The sequence below is a fragment of the Paenibacillus protaetiae genome (assembly GCF_004135365.1).
GTDB lineage: Bacteria > Bacillota > Bacilli > Paenibacillales > Paenibacillaceae > Paenibacillus_AP > Paenibacillus_AP protaetiae.
Genome location: NZ_CP035492.1, coordinates 1311150 through 1328282 on the forward strand (window position 1 = coordinate 1311150; position 17133 = coordinate 1328282).

General features: G+C 53.5%; 13 protein-coding genes. 3 read left to right on the plus strand and 10 right to left on the minus strand.

Features of this window, described 5'->3' with window-relative positions:
• Positions 1–105: 105 nt before the first annotated feature.
• The 3 genes from ET464_RS20225 to ET464_RS05850 all read right to left on the minus strand — a co-directional run bounded on the left by ET464_RS20225 (position 106) and on the right by ET464_RS05850 (position 2525).
• Positions 106–576 carry a DUF4097 family beta strand repeat-containing protein gene (locus ET464_RS20225; RefSeq protein WP_244226687.1) on the minus strand — a complete coding sequence of 157 codons (471 nt, stop codon included), beginning with the start codon at positions 574–576 and terminating at the stop codon, positions 106–108.
• Positions 573–1016: a DUF4097 family beta strand repeat-containing protein gene (locus tag ET464_RS20230; RefSeq protein ID WP_244226688.1), complete on the minus strand. Its 444-nt coding sequence runs from the start codon at positions 1014–1016 to the stop codon at positions 573–575. The genes ET464_RS20225 and ET464_RS20230 overlap by 4 nt, the downstream gene beginning before the upstream one ends.
• Before the next feature lie 222 nt (positions 1017–1238).
• The gene (locus ET464_RS05850) at positions 1239–2525 is read right to left on the minus strand and encodes a stalk domain-containing protein (RefSeq protein WP_129439069.1); all 1287 of its coding nucleotides are present in this window, start codon (positions 2523–2525) and stop codon (positions 1239–1241) included.
• Between the two features lie 252 nt (positions 2526–2777).
• Here ET464_RS05850 and ET464_RS05855 point away from each other — a divergent pair, with 252 nt between their 5' ends.
• The gene (locus ET464_RS05855) at positions 2778–3221 is read left to right on the plus strand and encodes a DUF441 domain-containing protein (RefSeq protein WP_129439071.1); all 444 of its coding nucleotides are present in this window, start codon (positions 2778–2780) and stop codon (positions 3219–3221) included.
• 279 nt (positions 3222–3500) lie between these two features.
• On the opposite strand, the gene ET464_RS05860 is transcribed toward ET464_RS05855, so the two are convergent.
• From ET464_RS05860 to ET464_RS05890, 7 genes are all read right to left on the minus strand, one after another.
• Entirely contained in the window at positions 3501–5369 is a 1869-nt protein-coding gene (locus ET464_RS05860) for an ABC transporter ATP-binding protein (RefSeq protein WP_129439073.1), read from the minus strand.
• Positions 5362–7101 carry an ABC transporter ATP-binding protein gene (locus tag ET464_RS05865; RefSeq protein ID WP_129444132.1) on the minus strand — a complete coding sequence of 580 codons (1740 nt, stop codon included), beginning with the start codon at positions 7099–7101 and terminating at the stop codon, positions 5362–5364. The genes ET464_RS05860 and ET464_RS05865 overlap by 8 nt, the downstream gene beginning before the upstream one ends.
• A 132-nt stretch (positions 7102–7233) precedes the next feature.
• On the minus strand, positions 7234–8655 hold the full coding sequence (locus tag ET464_RS05870; RefSeq protein ID WP_165279921.1) for a serine hydrolase domain-containing protein: 1422 nt from the start codon (positions 8653–8655) through the stop codon (positions 7234–7236).
• Positions 8656–8744: 89 nt separating this feature from the next.
• On the minus strand, positions 8745–9407 hold the full coding sequence (gene rpiA / locus ET464_RS05875) for a ribose-5-phosphate isomerase RpiA (protein WP_129439076.1): 663 nt from the start codon (positions 9405–9407) through the stop codon (positions 8745–8747).
• Between the two features lie 156 nt (positions 9408–9563).
• The gene (locus ET464_RS05880) at positions 9564–14285 is read right to left on the minus strand and encodes a DEAD/DEAH box helicase (protein WP_129439078.1); all 4722 of its coding nucleotides are present in this window, start codon (positions 14283–14285) and stop codon (positions 9564–9566) included.
• 193 nt (positions 14286–14478) lie between these two features.
• Entirely contained in the window at positions 14479–14817 is a 339-nt protein-coding gene (locus ET464_RS05885) for an antibiotic biosynthesis monooxygenase (RefSeq protein ID WP_208543901.1), read from the minus strand.
• A gap of 59 nt (positions 14818–14876) precedes the next feature.
• Positions 14877–15872, minus strand: coding sequence for an iron-hydroxamate ABC transporter substrate-binding protein (locus ET464_RS05890; RefSeq protein WP_129439082.1), 996 nt, complete (start codon positions 15870–15872; stop codon positions 14877–14879).
• 146 nt (positions 15873–16018) lie between these two features.
• Here ET464_RS05890 and ET464_RS05895 point away from each other — a divergent pair, with 146 nt between their 5' ends.
• Together ET464_RS05895 and msrA are read left to right on the plus strand one after the other, a co-directional pair.
• Complete coding sequence (locus ET464_RS05895) at positions 16019–16504, plus strand: GAF domain-containing protein (RefSeq protein ID WP_129439084.1); 486 nt, start codon at positions 16019–16021, stop codon at positions 16502–16504.
• A 67-nt stretch (positions 16505–16571) separates the two neighbouring features.
• Positions 16572–17093: a peptide-methionine (S)-S-oxide reductase MsrA gene (gene msrA / locus ET464_RS05900; protein ID WP_129439086.1), complete on the plus strand. Its 522-nt coding sequence runs from the start codon at positions 16572–16574 to the stop codon at positions 17091–17093.
• Positions 17094–17133: the final 40 nt, after the last annotated feature.

Sequence of the window (17133 nt, forward strand, 5' to 3'; positions counted from 1 at the left end):
CTCTCCATCTCATGTGACGTCCGACAAGCAAAGCCGTTCCCAGGAAGGAACGGCTTTGCTTGTCGACGCGGATTAGCATTGGCTTTCGCCTATTTGAATAGAGACTTAATTTGACGACGACAATTCAATCCGGATACTGCCGCTGTCGGTACGCACCTTAACGACTTCTCCGGATGTGCCGACAGGTTCCGGGTTATGAATGGAGCCGGAATCGGACTTCAAATCGTAAGTGCCGCCGTACGATGCCGGCAATTCGATTTTGACGCTGCCGGAATCGCTTCTCACATTGGCGCCAGCGCCGTCGTCCTTCACCATCCGGATGGAGCCGGAATCCGATTTCACATCCGCCGCACCGTTCAGATGATCCAGCGTAATGCTGCCCGAATCGGAGGAAGCCGTCACCGCCGCATGTACATTTCCTGCGCTAATGCTGCCGGAATCGGACTTGAACGATACGGTGTTGCCTTCAAAACCATCCAGCTTGATGCTGCCCGAATCAGCCTTCAGCGACAGCGTCTGGCCTTTAAACCCATCCAGCGTAATGCTGCCCGAATCCGATTCAATCGTGCCGTTCAAAGCGGCTCCCCCGCTACGCGAACCGAACCGGAATCACTGACCAGCTTGAGCGTTTCAAGCGATTGCATCGCTTCGTCAGTCAGCGACACCGTCATGATCTGCTTATCGTTGAAACCGGAGAAGTCAAACAGCCCAAAATGCCATTTTTCTTTCAGACGCAAGTTAAGCCGTCCATTTTCCACTTTAGCCGCATTAATCTGATCAATGATCTCCTGTTTTGCCTTTCCTGCCAGGTGTATGGAATTGCTTCCGTCCGTGCTTTTCACGAAGTCCACTTGAAGGCCCAGGCTGTCCGTGGCAACTGCAAGCTCTTGAAGATTACCGTCAAAACGCAGCGTATGATCGTATTCCTTGCTTTTCGTTCCGCCAAACTGGTTTTGCAGCAGCGCTACCACACCAATTAATACCAGAATCACCCCAACAACCCATCTCAATTTCATTATGTCTTCCTTCCTCTCTGTACCTCATTACCCGTCGTAATTGTTCTTGAGTCTTAGTTTACGCCATACGCATCCCCTCACCAACCTTCCGGGGGATGGTTCCAAACCCGACTTTGGTCGGAGCTTTGCTTCGGCAGAGGGATGAACAAGAGGAACCGCTGCTGGCAAATAAAAACAATCAAACCGCTGAACCTTATCAGCGGTTTGATTTCTGCCTGCTTTTTAAGATTGCTGCAGCTTCGTTACCGATGCGTTAACAGCATCTACCATGTTATCCGTATAAGCGCGGAACAAGCCCAGCCGCCAGAAAGCAGCGCCTTTCAGATTGTAACGCTTCACGAGCCCCAGCTTATCATCAATGGATTGAGGCGTTTCGCTCGCCATGTTAATGCCGAGCAGCAGCTTATCTTTCGGTACGCCTGCAGCGATGGTTTGCTCAATGCCCTGCTGCACTTTGCTGTTCGGCTCCAGCACTTGCTGCGACGTGCCGGCCGGATTATACTGATAAGCCATAATGATCAAATCATCCGCGATGCCCGCCAGCGTCTTATGATCGTATCCTTTATAATTGCTGTTGGGAGGCGGTACGGCAAGCGATAACGACGTATCATCCGGCAGCGCAAGCCGTAGCTGCTTCGCATATTCGTTCAGCAAGGATGCCTGCTCATCCTTGTCCAGCTTAAAACCAAGTCCTTCGAAATCAAGCACTACGCCGCCGAACCCTTTATCTTCTACTGCAGCTGCAATGCCGTCAATGGATTCCTGACGGAGCTGGACGCTGCTCAGCATAGTGGTCAGCTCCTGATGGCCGTCACCGGAATAGACCATCAAATACGGCTGGACACCGCCCGTTTCCGCATCGGCAATGATCGACTCCGGCGTTATCGTCCCGGATGCAGCCGGCAAGTTGTATTCTGAGCCTTGCATTGTAAAATGCCCCTGCTCATCAATTCTGCTCCAGCCGAACGCTACGGAATTCATCGCCGGGATCAAATCCCGCTCCTGAAATGAGGAAATTGCATAAAATGCGCGCAAATAAACTGGTTTGGCAGGCGATACGATGGTGACGGTTTTGGTCTCCTGCGTCCACCCTACCTTCGCGCCAAATTGCGTACTGAAGAAGCTAAGCGGAATCAGCACCCGGTTTGCAGTCATTCTTGGGGCGGCAGGCAGCTTTACGCTTGCGCCGTTCACCGTCGCGGCAGCGTTTCCGACCTGCAGCGCTACGCTAACCGGCTGTCCGCCCTTTTGGCCTGTGGCGCTTACCGTTTGTGTCGCATTATCCCAGCTTAAGCTAATCCCTAACGCCTCCCCAATCGCACGGAAAGGAACAAATGTGACGCCATTGTCCAGCACAGGCGGAGCGTCAAACGCAAGCGGCACATCATCAAGCAAAATGGTAACGGCTGGCTGGCCTTCCGCAAACACTTTTCCTCCCGCAACCGGCAGCGGGCTAAACAGCGTGAAAGCCAGTGCCGTTACGGCTGCTTTTTTTCTCCAATGTTTCATTTCTATTAATCTCCTATTTTTGAAATAGTTATTTTAACCCATTTCACACAAAAATATGAATCAGGGTCTGCTCTAGTATAGCAAATTTTGATAGATAACACCAAATTGGTAGAGTCATGGCACAGGAACAGGGCTTTTCCTTCCGAAAAAATAAATTGTAAAAATTGACAACCAATAAACGAACTGCTACCATCTGAACGTAAAAACGTGATCAGGAGAATGAACCATGGATGGGAAAGGAGCTTACTGCGGATGGATATGACCGCTTTGCTTTTACTGGCGTTTGGCGCACTTGGCATCATTAGCAGCAATTCGGCAGTTGCCATTGCAGCGCTTGTGCTGGTTTTGCTTCGTGTGACGAAGCTTCAGCAAGTATTTCCCTGGCTCGAAAAAAACGGCCTGACGATCGGGATCATTGTGCTGACCATTGGCATCATGGCTCCGCTGGCAAGCGGCAAATATAACTGGCATACGCTTGGCGGGCTTTTTTTGCATTGGAAATCGCTGCTGGCCATTGCAGTTGGCATCGGCGTTGCTTATTTAGGCGGGCGCGGCGCTTCTTATATGAGCGGGGAGCCGACGATTGTAGCGGGGTTGTTGCTCGGCACAGTGATCGGCGTTGCTTTTTTCAAAGGAGTGCCGGTTGGCCCGCTGATCGCTGCGGGAATTTTATCTGTGCTCGTTGGCAAAACCTGACTGCACGCTTAAGGAGCAGAGGCCAAACTATCGGTCCTCCTGTCCGAAAAAGCCATGCGGCGCAAGCTGCCAGATCATTACAGAATGAAAGTTGTCGGGTAAATCGCCGGGCAGGTACACATTCGCGGAAATATATAAAAAGCGGGAACCCCTGCACGGATTCCCGCTTTCCTGACGGCTGCACGCTTGCAGCCTTTTTTTGTATGCCTTGTCGCTGCTATCACATAACGGCGTCTGTAAGCTGTAACTTCTTGTATATGACAGAGCTGGTCAATTCGTTCAGCCTTCAGGCTGTTCCGCCGGTCTGACAGTCAACGCGCTATGCATGCCGGAGTAAATTCCTTGCTGCTCCATCAGTTCGCCATGCGTACCGCGTTCGGCAATTTGCCCGTGCTGCAGCACGAGAATCTGATCGGAATTGCGGATCGTTGACAGCCGATGCGCAATAACAAAGCTGGTCCGGTCTTTCATCATTTCAAGCATGGCGGCTTGAATACGCAGTTCGGTGCGCGTATCAATGCTGCTGGTCGCCTCGTCTAGAATGAGGATGGAAGGATTAGCAAGCATCGCTCTTGCAATCGCAAGCAGCTGGCGTTCGCCTTGGCTTAAATTGCCGCCATTTTCAGTCAGCTCCGTATCATATTGCTGCGGAAGGCGCCGGATAAATCCGTCCGCTCCCGCCATCCTGGCTGCAGCGCGAATCTCCTCGTCGGCAGCGTCAGGTTTGCCGTATTTCATATTATCCTTGATCGTGCCGGAAAATAAATACGTATCCTGCAGCACGATGCCGAACGTCCGCCGCAAGCTGTCTCTTGTGTAATCACGAATGTCCCGGCCGTCAATCGTTATGCTGCCGCCGGTTATTTCATAGAAACGGGCCAGCAGGTTGACGATGGTCGTTTTGCCGGCACCGGTCTGACCAACGAGCGCCGTACTTGTTCCAGCGTCCGCCGTGAACGAAATGCCTTTAATAATCGGCATATCCTTGCGGTAGCCGAACTGCACGTCATGAAATTCAACAAGCCCCTTTGGCTGGAGAAGCTCGACAGCATCCGGCGCGTCCGGTTCCTCCTCCTGCTCATCCAACACTTCAAATACACGCTCCGCCCCCGCAATACCGGATTGCAGCACGTTGTATACGTTGGCCAAATCGTTCAAAGGCCGGACAAACTGTCGCGAGTAACTGAGAAAGCTGGCAATGACGCCAACGGTTATGTTGCCTTTTACAGCCAGCACGCCGCCTACAATCGCTACGGATGCAAAACCGATGTTGTTAATGACGGCGAGCAGCGGCATCATAAAGCCGGACCAGATTTGCGCTTTAATGCTCGTTTGGCGCAGCTCTTCATTGGCCCGGGTAAAATCATTAACCGCCGTCTCTTCATAATTAAATGCTTTTACGATCAAAAATCCGGAAATTGTTTCTTCAATTTGCCCGTTTAAGCGGCCCAGATAAGCTTGCTGGCTTTTGAACAGCTTGCTGGTCCGTTTCGTTACCGTTCTGGCGAGCATGTACACTAACGGTACGGTAATGAGACATGCCAAAGTCAAAAGCGGGCTTAATACAAGCATCATTACCAAAGAGCCGACCAGCGCAATCGACCCTGCCATCAGCTGCGCCGTAGTTTGGGTTACCGAGGTGCTGATATTGTCGATATCGTTGGACAAGCGGCTCATCAGCTCGCCATGGCGCCGTGTATCAAAATAAACAAGCGGCAACTTCTGTAGCTTGGCAAACAGCGTTCTGCGCAAAGATGCCACAACCCGCTGCGAGATGCCTGCCATAAACCAGCCCTGCAAAAAGGTAAACGAAGCGTCCATTAAATACGCTGCAATAAGAGCGATGATAACCGTATGCAGCAGTGAGAATTGGACTTGCCCTTCGCCTCCGGTCATTGCATCCACACCGCGGCCGATTAAATAAGGGCCAATCAATCCGATTGCAGCGCCGACCAAAATAAAAGCAAAAACAAAGGAAAGCCGTTTCCGTTCCGGACCGACAAAGCTCCATAGCCGCAGCATTGTCTGCTTGAAATTTTTAGGTTTCTGCACCGGCCTGCCTCTACCTGCGCCGCCGCGGTTCGGTCCCAGGCCAATCATTGGCTGCTGCGGTTCCCCGCCCTGCTGCTCTCTGCGTTCATTAGGCATGGCTGGTCACCTCCGTTCCCATTTGCGAACGATAAATTTCCTGATAGACGGCGCAATTCTCCATTAGCTGCGCATGCGTACCCATTCCGGCAATTTGCCCGTCATCCAGAACGATAATGTTATCGGCGCCCATGACGGACGTGATCCGTTGTGCGATCAGAATGCAAGTAAGCCCGCTGGCGTATTGCGCAATTGACTGCTTAATCTCTTCCTCTGTTTTACTGTCCAGCGCGCTGGTACTGTCGTCTAAGATAAGAATGTCCGGTTTGCGGACAAGCGCCCGCGCAATGGATATACGCTGTTTTTGCCCCCCGGAAAAATTGACGCCGCCTTGCCCGATCATCGCTTCATATTGCTCCGGCAGCTCGGATATGAACCCGTGCGCAGACGCCATCTCGGCGGCCTGCTTCACTTCCTCCAGCGTTGCGTCCGGATTGCCCATCCGGATATTTTCGAGCACCGTGCCCGTAAACAGCAGCGCCTGCTGCGGCACGATGGCAATTTTGTCGCGCAGCTCGCGCGGCGACCGCTCGCGCACATCGATCCCATCGACCAGTACGCTGCCCGAAGTCACATCGTAGAAGCGCGGAATGAGCTTGACCAGGCTGCTTTTACCCGAACCTGTCGAGCCGATAATCGCCAGCGTTTCGCCTGGTTTGCACGTAAAGCTGATCGATTTCAGCACCGGCTCGCTGTCTTCGCCGCCGTACGAGAAGCTTACATCCTTAAATTCCAATGCGCCGGCCGTAACAGCCGGCCGTTTTGCCTGGCTGCCGGAATCCGGCATGATGTTAGTTTCCTTCAACACTTCACCGATCCGCCCGGCTGAAGCTTTAGCCCGCACGAACATGTTAATAATCATCGTCATCGTGGTAAGCGAGAACAGAATTTGAGTCATATAATTGACGAAAGCGATAATATGCCCCACCGGAATATGCCCGCTGTTTACCCGGTCGCCGCCAATCCAAATGACCGCAACAATGCCGAGGTTCATCGCCAGAGATACGCCGGGACTGAACACCGCCATCATTCGCTGAGCGAAGATGGACCTTTTCTCAAATTGACTATTAATGCCATTAAATTTATCCTGCTCATAATCAAAGCGGTTAAAAGCTTTTACAACCCTAACCCCGGACAAATATTCCCGCATCACGCTGTTTAATCCGTCCAGCGCCTGCTGCACCTTAATAAATAAAGGGAAACCGACTCTCATGTTCAGAAAAATTAACAAGCCGACAACCGGAATAACCGCCAGCAGTATCGCCGATAAATACGGGTTAAGCCGAAACGCCATAATGATGCTGCCGATACATAATACCGGCGCTTTTACAAAAATGCGCATCATGCCGTTAATGAAGTTCTGAACCTGCGTTACGTCATTGGTCATCCGGGTCACAAGCGACGCTTTATCAAACCGGTCGATATTTTTGACGCTTAACGTCTGCACCTTCTCGAATAAATCCTGGCGCAGCTCGGCGCCGAAGTTTTGGGATACCCAGCTGGACACCACATTGCGTCCGGCTGCGCACACCGCTCCGCCTGCCGTAATAAGCAGCATAATGCCGCCCAGCTGCAGCACGGTGTCCATCGCTTTTTGCGCCACGCCTTCGTCCACAATCCGGGCCATCAAGGTTGGCTGCAGCAGGTCAACAAATGCTTCGCCTGTTACCAGCAATACGGATACGATAAAAAGCAATCCGTATTTTCGTATATATTTGGATATGTAGTTCAAATCAGTCACCTTCCAGCCAGCAGCATTCCCCAATGTTTTTCTATAGCTGTAGAAAAAACAAACTGTCTTTTGCGCCTGAAGAGCGCAAAAGACAGTTTTCTATCCCATTGCCCCTACCCCGTATAATGCCGGTTAATTCGAAGCACCTGCAGGTTTCGCTTCATAACCGGTAATTTGCAGCGGCTCCTGCATGCCGACATTGGCGGTTATGACAAGGGAAAGTTTTTCCCCTTCAAAACGGGCAGCAACGGACCGCCTCATCGGAGTAGTCAAGAGACAGGTATGAATGTGCAGTGTGCCCCCATTATCCCATCCGCCAATTGCAGCGATTGATTCCTGCTCGTAGCTGCCCGATGTCCATCCATCTGCCCGGACAGTAATCCGATGCTCGCCGGCTGCTGTTTCAGCCAAAAACGTCATGGCCCCTTCGCCTGCCGGTTCTATCCTGACAGCTGTCCAGCCGAATTCGTTGGCCTCCAGCGCAAAACGGCGCTCTCCGGCCAAATGATCAGGCAGTCCGGCATTATTGAATCCGCTTGGGCGCAAGCTCAGTGCTTGAATCGCTGAACGCAGTTCTTGCTGCGCAGCCTCGTCTGCCTCAAGCGGAACGGCTGCCATCGCTGGAACGAGATGTTTCCATATCGTCTCGTAGACCGGGCGTTCATCAAGGGTAGCGGAGGTCAACGCAACAATAGCGTTATGTTCCGGGAGCACCAAGCAAAGCTGATTAAACATGCCGGTGAACCGGTATGCGCCATCCCGATAGCAGCACCAAAGCTGATAGCCGTACCCGCTGTTCCAGTCGTTGTCCGGCTCGTCACCGTTGGAGATTTGTTTGCCGGACGCTTCCGCCAGCCATTCCTCCGAAACGATTCTTTCGCCTTCCCATACGCCTTTCTGCAAATACAGCTGCCCAAGCTTGGCGATATCTTCGGTCAAAAGGCGAAGCCCGTACCCGCCGGGAATTGTACCATCCGGATTCGTATCCCACAGCTCGCCGTTAATGCCAAGCGGCGCGAACAGGCGCGGCTTCAAATACTGCTGCAGGGTTTGTCCGGATGCCCGCTCCACGATAAGCGACAGCAGATTGGAAGCGGCATTATGATAAGCGAACCGGGTGCCGGGCTCGTATGTACTTGGCTTATTCAAAAATTCCGCAATCCAGCTGCCATCCGGCGTCGGCATCGTATCTTCCGCATGGCCGGTTCCCATGACAAGCAAATCCCGGATACGCAGCGGCTGTCCGTGCCTGGAATTCTGCCCGTTCGCCAGCTCCGGGAAATAAGCGATGACGCTGTCGTTTACATTCAGCAGCCCTTCATCGGAAGCGATGCCGACGGCTGTGGACGTAAACGTCTTGGTCAGCGAAAATAACATATGCGGCAGCTCGGAGCGGTAAGGCTCCCACCAGCCTTCGCTTACTACATACCCGTTTCGGACGATCATAAAGCTGTGAAGCTCCAGACTCTGCTCTTGAACCGATTGCAAAAATGCAGTAATGGCAGCCGATGCTAGCCCTTGTTCCTCCGGTGTGCTGCGCGGAAATTTATCCATCGTAAATTCCTCCCTATACCGGTTTACATGATGGTTTCTCCTGCTGCTTGACATGGCGAATCTGCTGGATTAGCGGGCCGAATGCCGGCTTACAGCGTGGAAATGCCCTTCTCGCTGCCTACGATTACACGGCTGGCCATCCGGATAAACAAACCGTTGTCAACTACGCCCGGAATAGCGTTCAGCTCATCATGCAAGCCCGCAGGATCGCTGATCGAGCCAAACGAGCAGTCTGCCGTATAGTTGCCGTTGTCCGTCTTGAATAAAGAACCGTCTTCCGTAAGACGGAGTTTCGGTTCACAGCCCAGCTTCGCCAGTTTTTTGAGTGTCAGCTCCACGGCAAAAGGCACCACTTCTACAGGCAGCGGGAATTTGCCAAGACGGTCAACCACCTTAGACTCGTCCACAATAATAATAAGCTGCCTGCTGCTTGCCGCTACGATTTTTTCCCGCAGCAATGCACCGCCGCCGCCTTTGATCAGGTTCATCTGGCTGTCCGTTTCATCCGCCCCGTCAATCGTTATGTCAATGACGTCAACTTCATGAAAAGGAACGATCGGAATGCCAAGCTCGCGTGCCAGCTTATCCGAAGCTTCCGAAGTCGCTACCGCGCGAATGGAAAGCCCTTCCTTCATCCGGTCTGCAATGCCATGAATTGCCCAGTAAGCGGTCGAACCGGTGCCAAGGCCAACCGTCATGCCGTTTTCAATGAGTTCAACGGCTTTGTCAGCCGCCAATTTTTTCAAGTTCATCTTCTTATGTTGCCTCCTTCATCTTGCGTCAAGCATTAGGGCTGCCTTGCGGCTGCCACATCCAAGTATAAACCGACCGGCTTCATTTTGTCTCTTCATTTCCCAGCATTTTCCGAAAGTTTGACGGAATACGCAATTCCCCTTCGAAAACTTGCCTTATAACAGCCGGCTGGGCCAAAAAACAAGCGATTTGCGGTCTGCCTCTGCGCCAAGCGCTCGAAGCTGCTCCCCTGCCGGCGTCTCTGTAACGGGAACGCCGTTCCAGCTGTCGATTACCAGCTTTTTCATTTGCTGCAGCCGCATCATCCGCCCCAACAATGCCGTTAGCTGCTGCAGCGCTTCGCCGCTTGCGGGGACGTCAGGCCGGTTTCCGTCCATAGTAAATATGCGCTTCCCATTATTTTCTATCCAATAGCTCCAGCGGCCTTCCTGCAAAATGATGTAATTGCCCGGCTTGCGGGCAAAGGTGCAGTCCTCTGCTTCCGGCCAATCGGCAAGCAGGCCAAACGGGTTAGCCGGATCTGCAGCGGACAATAACGTCGTCTGCCCGCCGCTTTCTTCTGCAGCTTCCTTCATGGCCCGAGCAAGCTCCGGTGTTGTAAACTGCATGCCGGCCTGTCCTTCCATAAAACGCCCGCGCGTAACTGTTCCCCACTCCTCCAGCCTGCGAAGCAGCGGTACGAGCTGTTCCCAGCTAAAAGGCGTCAGCTGTGCAGCGAGCTCTTTTGTCACAATGCCGTAAGTTTGCAGCAAATGCTTCAGCCATAACAAAGCGCTTGATTCCGGTGTGCCGGACGCGCCGGATGCTCCAGGGCCGCTTGCTCCGTCCCTTATGCCGGACGGGCCGGACGGTACTGCGGGACTTAAGCCGCCAGCTTTGCCGCTTGTGCCGTCCGTACCGGCCGGTCCGTCTTTACGCAGCGGCTCTCGTCCGCCATCCTGCTTCCCTTCCAAGCCGGGCACAAGCGAACCGGTCCAATACCAGCGGCCTTGACCGGAACCGCTTCGCGCCCATTCCTTCCCTTTTTTGCCTGTCCATAAACGGAGCGGAGCAAATTGGTCATTGGAAACGGCACCTTCCCACACCAGATCCATAAGCAGCGCCAACACATCGCTGGGAGCTTGGTCCATCTCGCGGCTGAGCTTGGTCAGGAAACTGGCGCCGCCTTCCTGCAGCAGCTTCAGTAGCTCGGGATGCGGACAATCGCGTGAGGCGGACGAGCGGATATAAGGCTCGTAGAGCAGCCTGTTATCAGCCAAAAAGAAGGCGACTTTCCCCTCTTTGTCTCCCGGCTGCTTCGCGCCTAGCCAGAGGATTTCTCCCGTCGCGCACAGCAAATCAAGATCAGCCGGCCGGTAATCCAGAACGCGGAAAGGCAAAATGACAGTCTCCCAAAGCGGCAGCGGCAGGAAGATGCCTTGCATTGTATCCAGCACAGCCCGCAGTCCGGCTTCTCCTTTCAGCTGCGTGCCCTGCAGCACATGCTGGTTCCGGGCGAACTGCGCGCACCAGCGAATGGGCGGGAGCGGCTCAGCGAGCTTGCGGGCTTCATTCATGGACAGCCGCACCATCCGTGCAGCCGCCTGCTTGCCTGTCCATATTCGTTCCTGCGGATCTGAGGCAAACGGCGCTTGTTCCACCAGTCCTTGCTCGCGCAGCCGGTCGGTGATGCGCCTCGACTGCTCCAATGAAAGCTGCGGATACCGTTCGCACAAGTCCACATCCGTATACGAAAGCCGATGCTCCGCGAACCGCGCCACAATAAAAGAGGCGGATGTCTCCTTTTCCGGAAACGAATGGTACACCTCCCGTTCATCCCCGCAAATCCATCTGGTTTCCGCCGCTGGCCCGCCTTCGCCCAATGGAATCGACACCGCTTCTCCTTCCGCTTCAAGCCGGCTCAGCCAATCGGCCGCTGCGGGGCCGGCAAGCCGGAGCGCTTCAGCCAGGCTCATATCGCCCCGCTGTTTCAGCAGCTTCAGCATATCGGCGGCAGCCTTGACCGGGAATGAGGCTGTTCCGATCCGCCTTTCTTCTTCCGCAAGCACCGATTCCGGCACAGCGCTCCTCAGCGCATCTTTGCCAAACAACTCGCCAGCCAGTTCTTTACTCACATTCATCAGCTGCATCTGCGTCGAAGGATCAAGACCGTCCCCTTCATAAATACGCGAATTCACATAATCGGCCAAAAACTGGGACGCTAGCGGAGAAGGATATTCCGTCTCCCGTATGATCACTTCCACTCGCCCGTCCTGTACAGCCTGCAACAGCTGTTTTAAATGCTCCGCATCAAGAAACTGGTGCAGGCTGTCATCCATAGCCGACTTTAAATACGGAAACTGTTCGGCGTAAGGCAAAGCGCCTTGCAGCAGTTCCTCGCTCCTCAGCCGCTGCTGCCACAGCGGCGTACGGGTGAAGCTGCACGACAGCAGCAGCGAGGTTTCCGCAATATGCCGGAAAGCTATAGCAAGCATCGGCGATCCCGCGATAGCTTCCGCGAGAAGCTCGTCGAGGTTAGCCGGGGTTACATGGCCGATTACCGAAAGCCAGGACACATCCCACTCCGGCAGCACAAATTCGATGCCGTTGTCTTTGGCGTTACCGTAAGCTTTGTACGGCAGCAGCTGCTCCATCTGGCGCTCAATGGCAAGCAGCCAGGTGCGGTTTACTCTTTTGCCGAACGTATTATGGACGATGACATGCGTCTGGTTCATCACATCTTTGTAATACTCCACAATCATTTTGCGGTCTGTCGGCATTTCGCTGAACCGTCTCTGGCTCCGCACAAGCGACAGCAGCGACTGCGCCGCCTGATCGTCCAGTCCGTATTCGCCGCCCAGCCAGTCATAGATCCCGCTAAGCTTCCGCTTGTCCTCCGCAAGCTCCTGCTGCTCCGCAGCAGCCCAGCCCTGCCCGGATGCAAGCGCCGGCTCTTGGCTGTCGTACGGCTCCAGCCGCCCGGACAGCTCCCGGTAAAAGGCTCCAATCCTAACGCCAAGCGCATAAGACCTTCCGATACCTTCATTCCGCCAAAACGGAATTTCACTAAACCGGTTGGCTGTTTCCGTAACGTATACGCGCTCCTTGTCAATACGGGTAATCATCCATGAATGGGTGCCCAGCTGAAAAACATCCCCTACACGGCTCTCCTGCACATATTCCTCATCCAGCTCGCCGAGGCGAGCCCTGCTTTCGGCATGATGGACTGGATAGGCCGAAGTAGTGGGAATCGTACCCGCACCAGTCCAAGCCGCAATCGACGAATTGCTTCTGGGAGACAACATGCCGCTTTCTCTGTTCCAATGCAGCAGCGGCCTTGCAAACGGGTAAAATCCCGCCAGCACCTTCATCATTTCTTCCAGGCGGGAGTATGGAAAGCCCCGGTAACTGTCGCTTTGCAGCAGCAGCCGGTACAGCTCGCCGATAGGCATATCGCCGGAGGCAACTATGGACACTACCTGCTGCGACAATACGTCGATCCGGTTCCGGGGCACGACAATCGGTTCGATGTCACGTTCGGCAATTTGCTTGCGAAGCACTGCGATTTCCGCCAGCGCCCCCCGGTTTCTTGCTACAATATATCCCCGGCTTGCTGCGCCCACCGCATGCCCGGCTCTGCCGATCCGCTGAATGCCTGCAGCCGCTTCAAGCGGCGAATCCAATTGGATGACGAGATCAACATAACCGACGTCGATGCCCAGCTCAAGCGAAGAAGTTGCGACAAGGCAGCGGAGCTCTCCGGCTTTCAGCTTCTGCTCGACATCCAGCCGGATTTCCTTGGCCATGCTTCCATGATGGGCTCTGGCTATTTCGTAACCGGCATGATCATTTAAATGCAGGCATACCCGCTCCGATAAGCGCCGGCTGTTCACAAAAATAAGAACGGAGCGGCAGCCTTCCATCAGAGCAAATAACCGTTCCATAATCGGTACCCATACCGCTGCGCGCGACTTCATCGGCTGGGAGAAGTCCGGCATGGTAACCCGCACCTGAAGCTGTTTATCCATCACGCTTTCGACAATTGTGACCGGACGCGGAATATAGCCAAACGGATGAATGGGTGCCCCGCTTTCGGCTTGCTTGGTGCCGCTGGCGTGTGGTCCTGTTCCGGCTGCACTTTTCTCCGCAGCATCCGATCCGGTCAGGCCCGCCGGGCTTTTGGAGTCAGCCCCGCTTGCGCCGTTATCCGCCGGCGGTTCCCAGCCCCCGAGAAACGCTGCGACTCTCGGCAGCGGTTTTTGCGTTGCGGATACGCCAATCCGCTGGATGCTTCTGTCGGCAAGCTTCTCCAGCCGCTCCAGCGATACGGACAGATGAGAGCCGCGTTTATCCGGCGCCAAATCGTGAATTTCGTCCACAATAACCATCTCCACGCTTTCCAGCATGGTGCGCCCTTTCGCCGACGTCAATAAGATATACAGCGACTCCGGTGTCGTCACCAGCACATCGGGCGGCCGCCGGAGCATCGAAGCCCGTTTGGAGCTGGTCGTGTCGCCGGTCCGAACCGCCCCGCTGATCCCCGGCCAGTTTCTCTCGCCGCTGCGTTTGGCATGAGCATCCAATTCTTCCACAAAATGAAGCAGATGATCGTAAATATCGTTGTTCAAAGCCTTTAACGGCGTTATATAAACAAGTTTTGTTTTACGGGAGGCGGCCGGCGTTTCGCTTCGCAGCTTGCCTTTCACAATGCGGTCAAGGCAAGGCAGCATCGCAGCAAGTGTCTTCCCCGAACCTGTAGGCGCGGCGATCAGCGCATGCTCGCCTCTGCCAATCGCTTCCCACGCCTGCTGCTGGACATCTGTAGGCTGTCCGAAACGTGCGGTGAACCACTCCGCAAGCAAAGGATGGCAGCTTTCATCCAAATAATGAGCAGACATCCGGTATCCCTCCATACGAATCCATGTTCGTCTATTTCATCCTTATTATACCAGCATCCTTTAACAAAGGCGACTGCAGCGCTCGCACCCGGAACAGTCTGCTGCATTTCATCGCGGACATAACAAAACCCCGGGCTGTTCCTTCCGGAACGTCCCAGGGTTTAGGTGATGCAAGGCGTAACGAACGCCGGCGTCAGATTGCGGCTGGCGCACGATAGCCTTTGATTGCTTTCACTTCATAAGCGTCATGGCTGGCTTCAATGACATACTCCGGCTTCGGCTTGCCGCGGTTTTCGCGGTGGCCTTGCACATGCGCATCGCTTTTTTCCCAGTTTTTCCATGCTTCTTTTGATTCCCAGCGGATAAGTACGATAACTTCCTCATACTCATCGCTGCGCTTCGCTTCCTTCACCATCACCTGAAGGTCGATAAAACCTTCGTTCTGCTCGATGATGCCGGGGCTGCCGAACCGTTCAACCAATTTATCCGATGATCCTTGCTGAACTTTAATGTTGCGTTTGACAACAAACATGTTCATCCTCTCCCGTCATAAATAAAATGGTTTGTTGATGCCGGACCGGGCGTCTTGTGCTATGGCTTCAGAACAAATTTCTGAACATCGTCAATGATTTGGCCGCCTGCTACATAACCGCTGTACAGCCAGCTGCTCGTTGCAGGAATTTGGAATACATTCCCCGCCTTAACGGCCGGAATGTTCTGCCACAGCTTGCTGTTTAGCGTTTCAGATACATCCGTATCGCTGTTGACTAGGAAAATATAGTCCGCATCCAGCTGCGCCAGCTTTTCCAGCGAAATCGAATTCCAAATCGCTTTGGAATCTGCCGGAATTTCTTTCGTCACATTAGGAGGCGTAAGCCCAAGGTCTTTATACAGCACTTGTCCGCTCGATTGTTCCTCGCCTACAATATAAAACTGCTTTTGGACAAGCCAGATGGCTGCCGCTTTTTTGCCTGCCGCTTTCTCCTGCAGCTTCTCTTTCACTTCTTCGGCTTTGTTGTCATACTGCGCAAGCAGCTGCTCGGCCTCGTCTTTTTGGCCCAGCAGGTCGCCAATGGTTGTCAGCGCTTTGCGCCAGTCCTTGTTCACTTCGTCGCCCAGCACGTATGTAGGCGCGATTTTGGAATATTGCGCATACAGATCGTTTTGCACTTCGGATTCGTTCGCAATAATAATCAAATCCGGGTTAAAGCTTGCCACTTGCTCTACAGGCAGATCGTAGCTGATCGTAGGCACGCCTTCGAGCGCAAATTGCAAATAATCCTGCTTGCCGTTAGGTACGGACCATTGCGCTACCGGCTTCACATTGAGCGCAACCAGATGATCTTCCAAATAAGAAGCAAGGACGTGCTGCGGATGAGCCGGAATCGTCACCTGATGGCCCATTCCGTCCGTAACGGTACGTTCGGCTGCTTCCGGAGCCGTGCTTTGATTGCCAGCCGGCGATTGACCGGCGGCATTATTGTTGTTGGCCGCGTTGTTGCTGCCGCATGCGGACAAAAGCACCGCAATGGCAAGCACCGCAATAAAGCCATGCCATTTTTTGCGAGTTGTTTTCTTGATGAACATGCTTTTCCTCCTAAATGTCTGTTCTTGCTGCTCAGTACATTAGATGATAATGATTATCACTAACATTGTCAAGCTGTTCATTGACTTCCGTTTCAGAAACCGTTACTTTTAACATGATGAAAAATGGCCAGCGGGGAGGTTGCCTTATGTTTGCAAAAACAACTTATGAAGGAACGCCAGAACAACGATACGATACAGTCATTAAGCAGCTTTCCGCTTTGCTGGAAGGCGAAACCGATCTGACCGCCAATTTGGCTAATGCTTCGGCATTGCTCGGCTCGTTTTTAGAGCAAATCAATTGGGTCGGGTTTTATTTGTGGAAAAACGGCGAGCTGGTGCTCGGCCCATTCCAAGGGCTGCCGGCTTGCGTGCGAATAGCTGAAGGCAAAGGTGTCTGCGGTACAGCTGCAGCCAGCCGTTCAACGATACGGGTTGAAGATGTGCATCTGTTTCCGGGACATATCGCTTGCGACGCCGCATCCCAATCTGAAATCGTAGTGCCGATTATTAAAGACGGGCAGCTGCTTGGCGTCCTTGATATTGACAGCCCGGTCAAAAACCGTTTCTCCGAAACGGATCAGCAATACCTCGAACAATTTGTTCAAGCGCTGCTTCCACATTTATCTGTATAACCGGATTGGTTCATTTTTATTTAGTCATGGCACAAAGAAATAGAAACGGATAGGAGCTGCATCCACAATGGAAAAAGCAACATTCGGCGGGGGCTGCTTCTGGTGCATGGTCACACCGTTCGACGAGCTGCCGGGCATTCACGGCATTGTCTCGGGCTACATGGGCGGTCATAAAGCAAACCCCGCATACGAAGAAGTCAAAACCGGTGAAACCGGCCATATCGAGGTCGTCCAAATTACATTCGACCCGGAGCTGTTCCCTTATGAAAAACTGCTGGAGCTGTATTGGCCGCAAATCGACCCGACAGATGCGGGCGGGCAGTTCCATGACCGGGGCAGCCAGTATACGACCGCTATTTTTTATCATAATGAAAAGCAGCGCGAAGCTGCACTGGCTTCCAAAGCCGAGCTTGAACAAAGCGGCCGCTTCGACAAACCGATCGTAACGGCGATCCGTCCGGCGGAAACCTTCTATCCGGCGGAAGAATACCATCAGGATTATCACAAAAAAAATCCGAAGCATTATAAGGAAGACCGCGAAAAGTCGGGACGCGATGAGTTTATTAAGCACAACTGGGCAACGAACTGACCTTGCTTCCGGTTCGCCGCTTCCGCACATGACCTGGAAT